Here is a 4,434-nt window from a genome sequence, read left to right as displayed (position 1 = left end):
ACGGGTTGATCTCGGCACGGCGCTCGAAGGCCGATTCGATGATGTCGCGAATGGAGGAAGTGTCCATCGGATGCTCCTGAAATGTTTTGAAAAACGATCGGCCGACCTGCTTGGGTCGGCCGTTGGAATGCGATGCGTTGGTTGCGGTTATTGTAACAACAGATGCTTGAGGGCGTTTGTCTTGCGGGATGAGGGTTGTCTATAGAGAAACCGTCAGGATTTCGCACGCCGGTTTCGCGGACGAATTCTTGGCAAGTCCGGGTGCCGGGCGTGCGAGTCGATTTTCTTGCTTGTCCAAGAAAACCGACGAAAAGAAGACACCCCGGTGTGTAGTGGTCAAGCGATCTTGGACAGTTCGTTGAGTGATTTCTCGGTTTCCGCCGGCGTTTTGCCATACAGATACTGGTGCGGGCGGATCGAGTCGTAATAGCCCATCAGGTACGCTCCGGCGTCACGGCGGATCTCGGTGATTGAGTCATAGCCACCGCGTGGCGTCCATTCGCTCTTGAAGCTGCGAAACAGGCGTTCCATCGGCGCGTTATCCCAGCAGTTGCCTCGTCGGCTCATGCTCGGTTCGATGCCACACCGTGACAGAGCCATCGCAAAGGAGGCCGCGCTGTACTGCACGCCCTGGTCGGAGTGGAACATCACTCCGGCAGGTCGCCCACGTTGCTCCCAGGCATGCATCAAGGCACTCTCGGCTAGCCGGGCATCCGGCGAGTTGGAGACCGCCCACCCCACCACGCGGCGGGCAAACAGGTCCATCACCACGGCGAGATAACACCAGCGGCCATCCGTCCAGAGATAGGTGATGTCGCCACACCAAACCTCGTCGGGGCGTTCGACCGTGAACTCGCGGTTCAATCGATTCGGCACCTCGGGCTTCTCCTGCCGAGCGCGCTTGTACGGGGCGCGGCGAGACTGCCGGCTGACGAGGTTGGCCTCCTGCATCAGCCGCCGGGCCTTGAACCGGCCCACCGACACGCCGTCGGCGGCGAATCGCGCTCGCAGTGTCCGACTGCCGGCTGATCCCCGGCTCTCGTTAAAGTACCGGCTCGCTTGGGCTCGGAGCCCGAGCCGCTCGATGTCCACATCACGTTGTTTCTGTTCGCGGTAGTGGTAATAACTCGATCGGGCGACGCCCAGTGTCTTGCAGGCGAGCGCCACGTTGACAGGCTCTCTCAGTCGGTCGATCACCGCGAATGTCGCGTCTCGTCCTCGACGAAGAGAGCCGTCGCTTTTTTTAAGATCGCTTTCTCCTGCTCGAGGCGCTTGACCTTGGCTTCCAGCTCGGCGATCCGGCGGTGCTCAGCGGTCAGAGGGGCATGGCCGGTCGGGGCCGTGCCCTCCCGCTCGGCGCGGGCCTGCTTGACCCAGCGACGCAGGGCCGTGTCGCCCACATTGAGCGAGGCACATGCCTCGGGCACGGTATAGCCCTGATCCAGCACCAGGCTCGCGGCCTCGAGCTTGAACTCTTCCGAAAAATGACGTCTTCCCATCGTCGGCACACCTCGTGGTCATGGTGGCAAATTACCACCTATCGCGGTGTCCAAGATCAGTGAACCACTTCAGCCGGTATGGATAGCAGGCGTGCGAAAACTCAACGGCCCTCGATCAGGGGTTCACTGACGAGGCGAGATTCGCTTTTCAGGAAAGCATCGCCCGAATCCGCTCCGCCGCCTCGACACAATCATCGATCTCGGCGACCAGCGCCATGCGCACGAATCCCGCCCCGGGGTTCACGCCATTCGTCTCGCGGGAGAGAAAACGCCCCGGCAGGACGGTGACGTTCTGCTCGGCGTACAGGCGGCGGGCGAAGTCGCGCTCGTCGCCCTCGACGCCCGCCCACAGGTAGAAACCGGCATCCGGGCGGCGCACGTCGATGTCGGCCACCGGCTCGAGGATTTCGAGCACGGCATCGAACTTCTCGCGGTAGAAGCCGCGGTTGGCGCGCACGTGGGCCTCGTCGTTCCAGGCGGTGATCGAGGCCAGTTGGGTGGGCAGCGGCAGGGCGCAGCCCTGGTAGGTGCGATAGCGCAGAAAGCGCTTGAGGATCGAGGCGTCGCCGGCGACCAGCCCCGAGCGCAGTCCCGGCAGGTTGGAGCGCTTGGAGAGGCTGTGGAAGACGATCACGTTCTCGAACGGCGAGTCGCCACCGACCTCGTTGGCCACTTCAAGCAGCCCGATCGGCGGCTGCGCCTCGTCGACGTAGATCTCGGAGTAGCACTCGTCGGCGGCGATCACGACATCGTGGCGGCGGGCACGGGCGAGCAGGTTGCGATAGCGCTCGGCATCGATCACCGCGCCGCTGGGATTGCCTGGCGAGCAGACGTAGAGCAGCTGCGCCCGCTGCCAGATCGACTCGGGGATCGCGTCGAAGTCCGGCAGGAAACCGTTCTCGGCCAAGGTCGGGTAGTAGTAGGGCTCGGCCCCGGCCAGCAGCGCCGCGCCCTCGTAGATCTGGTAGAAGGGGTTGGGCATCAGGACCACCGGCGGCTCGTTGCCGGTGTCCCGGTCGACCACGGCCTGGGCGATGGCGAACAGCGCCTCGCGGGTACCGGCGACCGGCAGCACGTTCGCCTCGGGGTCGAGCCGTCCCGCAGGCAGGCCGAACCGGCGGGTCAGCCACCCGGCCATGGCCTCGCGCAGGGCCGGCTCGCCGCGGGTCGCCGGGTAGCGGGCGATCTCGCCGAGCGACTCGCGCAGGGTGTCGAGCACGATCCCGGGGGGCGCGTGTCGTGGTTCGCCGATCGACAGCGGGATGTGGGCCCGGTCGGCCGGCGGCTCGGCGCCCGCCTTGAGTTCGGCGAGCTTCTCGAAGGGGTAGGGGTGGAGTCGATCCAGGTTGGGGTTCATGCCGGAAGTCGTGCGGTTGCCTACAATGGCCGCGGATTATACGTCATCGAAGCAGGCCGGCCGGATGCCGGCGCAAGGAGAAGACCCATGTCGTCAGTCGCGGTCCACGGGATCGATCACGTCAGCATCCTGGTGGCCAATGCCACCCGTGCCGAGGCCTTCTACCGCGAGGTGCTGGGGCTCTCGCCCTTGCCCCGCCCGGACCTGGGCTTCCCGGGAGCCTGGCTGGATCTGGGCGCCGGCATGACGCTCCACCTGCTGGAGTTGCCCAACCCGGACCCGGTCGATGACCGGCCGGCCCACGGCGGTCGCGATCGCCACTTCGCCCTGCGGGTCGAGGCGACCGGGCCCTTTGTTGAGCGACTCGAGCGGCTGGGCGTCGATTTCACCCGCTCGCGCTCGGGCCGCGATGCCCTGTTCTTCCGTGATCCGGACGGCAACGCGGTGGAGTTGCTGGGTGCCGGCGACTGACGGGACGCTACCCGGTCCGCCGGGCGCACTGGCGAATCCGTTCGACCAGGTCGACGAACGCCTCGTCGTGGGGACGTTCCCGGCCGAGCAGCCAGGCCTGCAGGTCCTGGTCGGACGAGCTCAGGAGACGCTCGAAGGCGTCGAGTTCGTCGGCGGCGAGAAGGGGCAGTTGCCGCTCGGCGAACGGGGCGAGCAGCAGGTCGATCTCGCGCATGCCGCGCCGGCAGCGCCAGTGAAGGCGGGCGCGACGTGCCCCGTCAGACATGCCGACCGAGCATGCGTCGCCGGATCCGACCGATCGCCTCGGTGGGGTTGAGCCCCTTCGGGCAGACCTCGGCGCAGTTCATGATCGTGTGGCAGCGGAACAGCTTGTAGGCGTCGTCGAGCTGTTCGAGTCGCGTGTCGGTGGCCGTGTCGCGGCTGTCCTCGATGAAGCGGGCGGCCTGCAGCAGCGCGGCGGGGCCGAGAAAGCGCTCCGGGTTCCACCAGTACGAGGGGCAGGCGGCCGAGCAGCAGCCACAGAGGATGCATTCGGTCAGGCCATCGAGGCGTTCGCGCGCTTCGGGTGCCTGTTCCCGCTCGCGGTCCGGTGGCGGGGGCTCGGCCTTGAGCCAGGGCTCGACCCGTCGGTACTGGCGGTGGAAGTTGTCCATGTCGACGATCAGGTCGCGGATCACCGGCATGCCCGGCAGCGGGCGGATGACCACCGGGTCGGCCAGGGTGCCCAGCCGGGTGATGCAGGCCAGCCCGTTGCGCCCGTTGATGTTCATGGCGTCCGAGCCGCAGACCCCCTCGCCGCAGGAACGGCGGAACCCCAGCGTCTCGTCGATCTCGCGCAGGCGCAGCAGGGCGTCGAGCAGCATCTCGTCGGGAGAGAGGTCGTCGAGGACGTATTCCTGCTGGCGGGGCGCCTCGCCGCTTTCCGGATCGAAACGGTAGATCGAGAAGCGCATCCGCCCGTCGCGGGGGCCGGGACGTTGCATGAATCGCACGGGAAGCCATTCGCCCATTAGTAGACCCTCGGTTTCGGCGGGAAGGTATCCACGGTCAACGGTCGGGTCCGCACCGGCTTGTAGTGCATGCCGCGCTCGAGCGAGAACAGGCTGT

General features: G+C 66.4%; 5 protein-coding genes. 1 reads left to right on the top strand and 4 read right to left on the bottom strand.

All coding sequences use genetic code 11. The features are described 5' to 3' along the window. Nucleotides 1-336: 336 nt before the first annotated feature. A protein-coding gene (locus ACLFMY_RS08565; RefSeq protein ID WP_410764241.1) for an IS3 family transposase occupies nt 337-1,499 on the bottom strand; the annotation gives its coding sequence in 2 pieces (ribosomal slippage) (nt 337-1,235 and nt 1,235-1,499; 1,164 coding nt in all). 148 nt (nt 1,500-1,647) lie between these two features. Beyond that, a complete protein-coding gene (gene dapC / locus ACLFMY_RS08560) occupies nt 1,648-2,856 on the bottom strand; it encodes a succinyldiaminopimelate transaminase (protein ID WP_410764240.1) in 1,209 nt (402 codons plus the stop codon). Nucleotides 2,857-2,943: 87 nt separating this feature from the next. Here dapC and ACLFMY_RS08555 point away from each other — a divergent pair, with 87 nt between their 5' ends. Continuing rightward, entirely contained in the window at nt 2,944-3,327 is a 384-nt protein-coding gene (locus ACLFMY_RS08555; RefSeq protein WP_410764239.1) for a VOC family protein, read from the top strand. 7 nt (nt 3,328-3,334) lie between these two features. On the opposite strand, the gene ACLFMY_RS08550 is transcribed toward ACLFMY_RS08555, so the two are convergent. Further along, on the bottom strand, nt 3,335-3,592 hold the full coding sequence (locus ACLFMY_RS08550; protein ID WP_410764238.1) for a succinate dehydrogenase assembly factor 2: 258 nt from the start codon (nt 3,590-3,592) through the stop codon (nt 3,335-3,337). Continuing rightward, a complete protein-coding gene (locus ACLFMY_RS08545) occupies nt 3,585-4,280 on the bottom strand; it encodes a succinate dehydrogenase iron-sulfur subunit (RefSeq protein WP_410764242.1) in 696 nt (231 codons plus the stop codon). The genes ACLFMY_RS08550 and ACLFMY_RS08545 overlap by 8 nt, the downstream gene beginning before the upstream one ends. Nucleotides 4,281-4,434: the final 154 nt, after the last annotated feature.

The sequence above is a fragment of the Guyparkeria sp. genome, assembly GCF_046545975.1.
Taxonomy (GTDB): Bacteria; Pseudomonadota; Gammaproteobacteria; order Halothiobacillales; family Halothiobacillaceae; genus Guyparkeria.
This window is presented reverse-complemented; position numbering and strand designations above follow the sequence as displayed.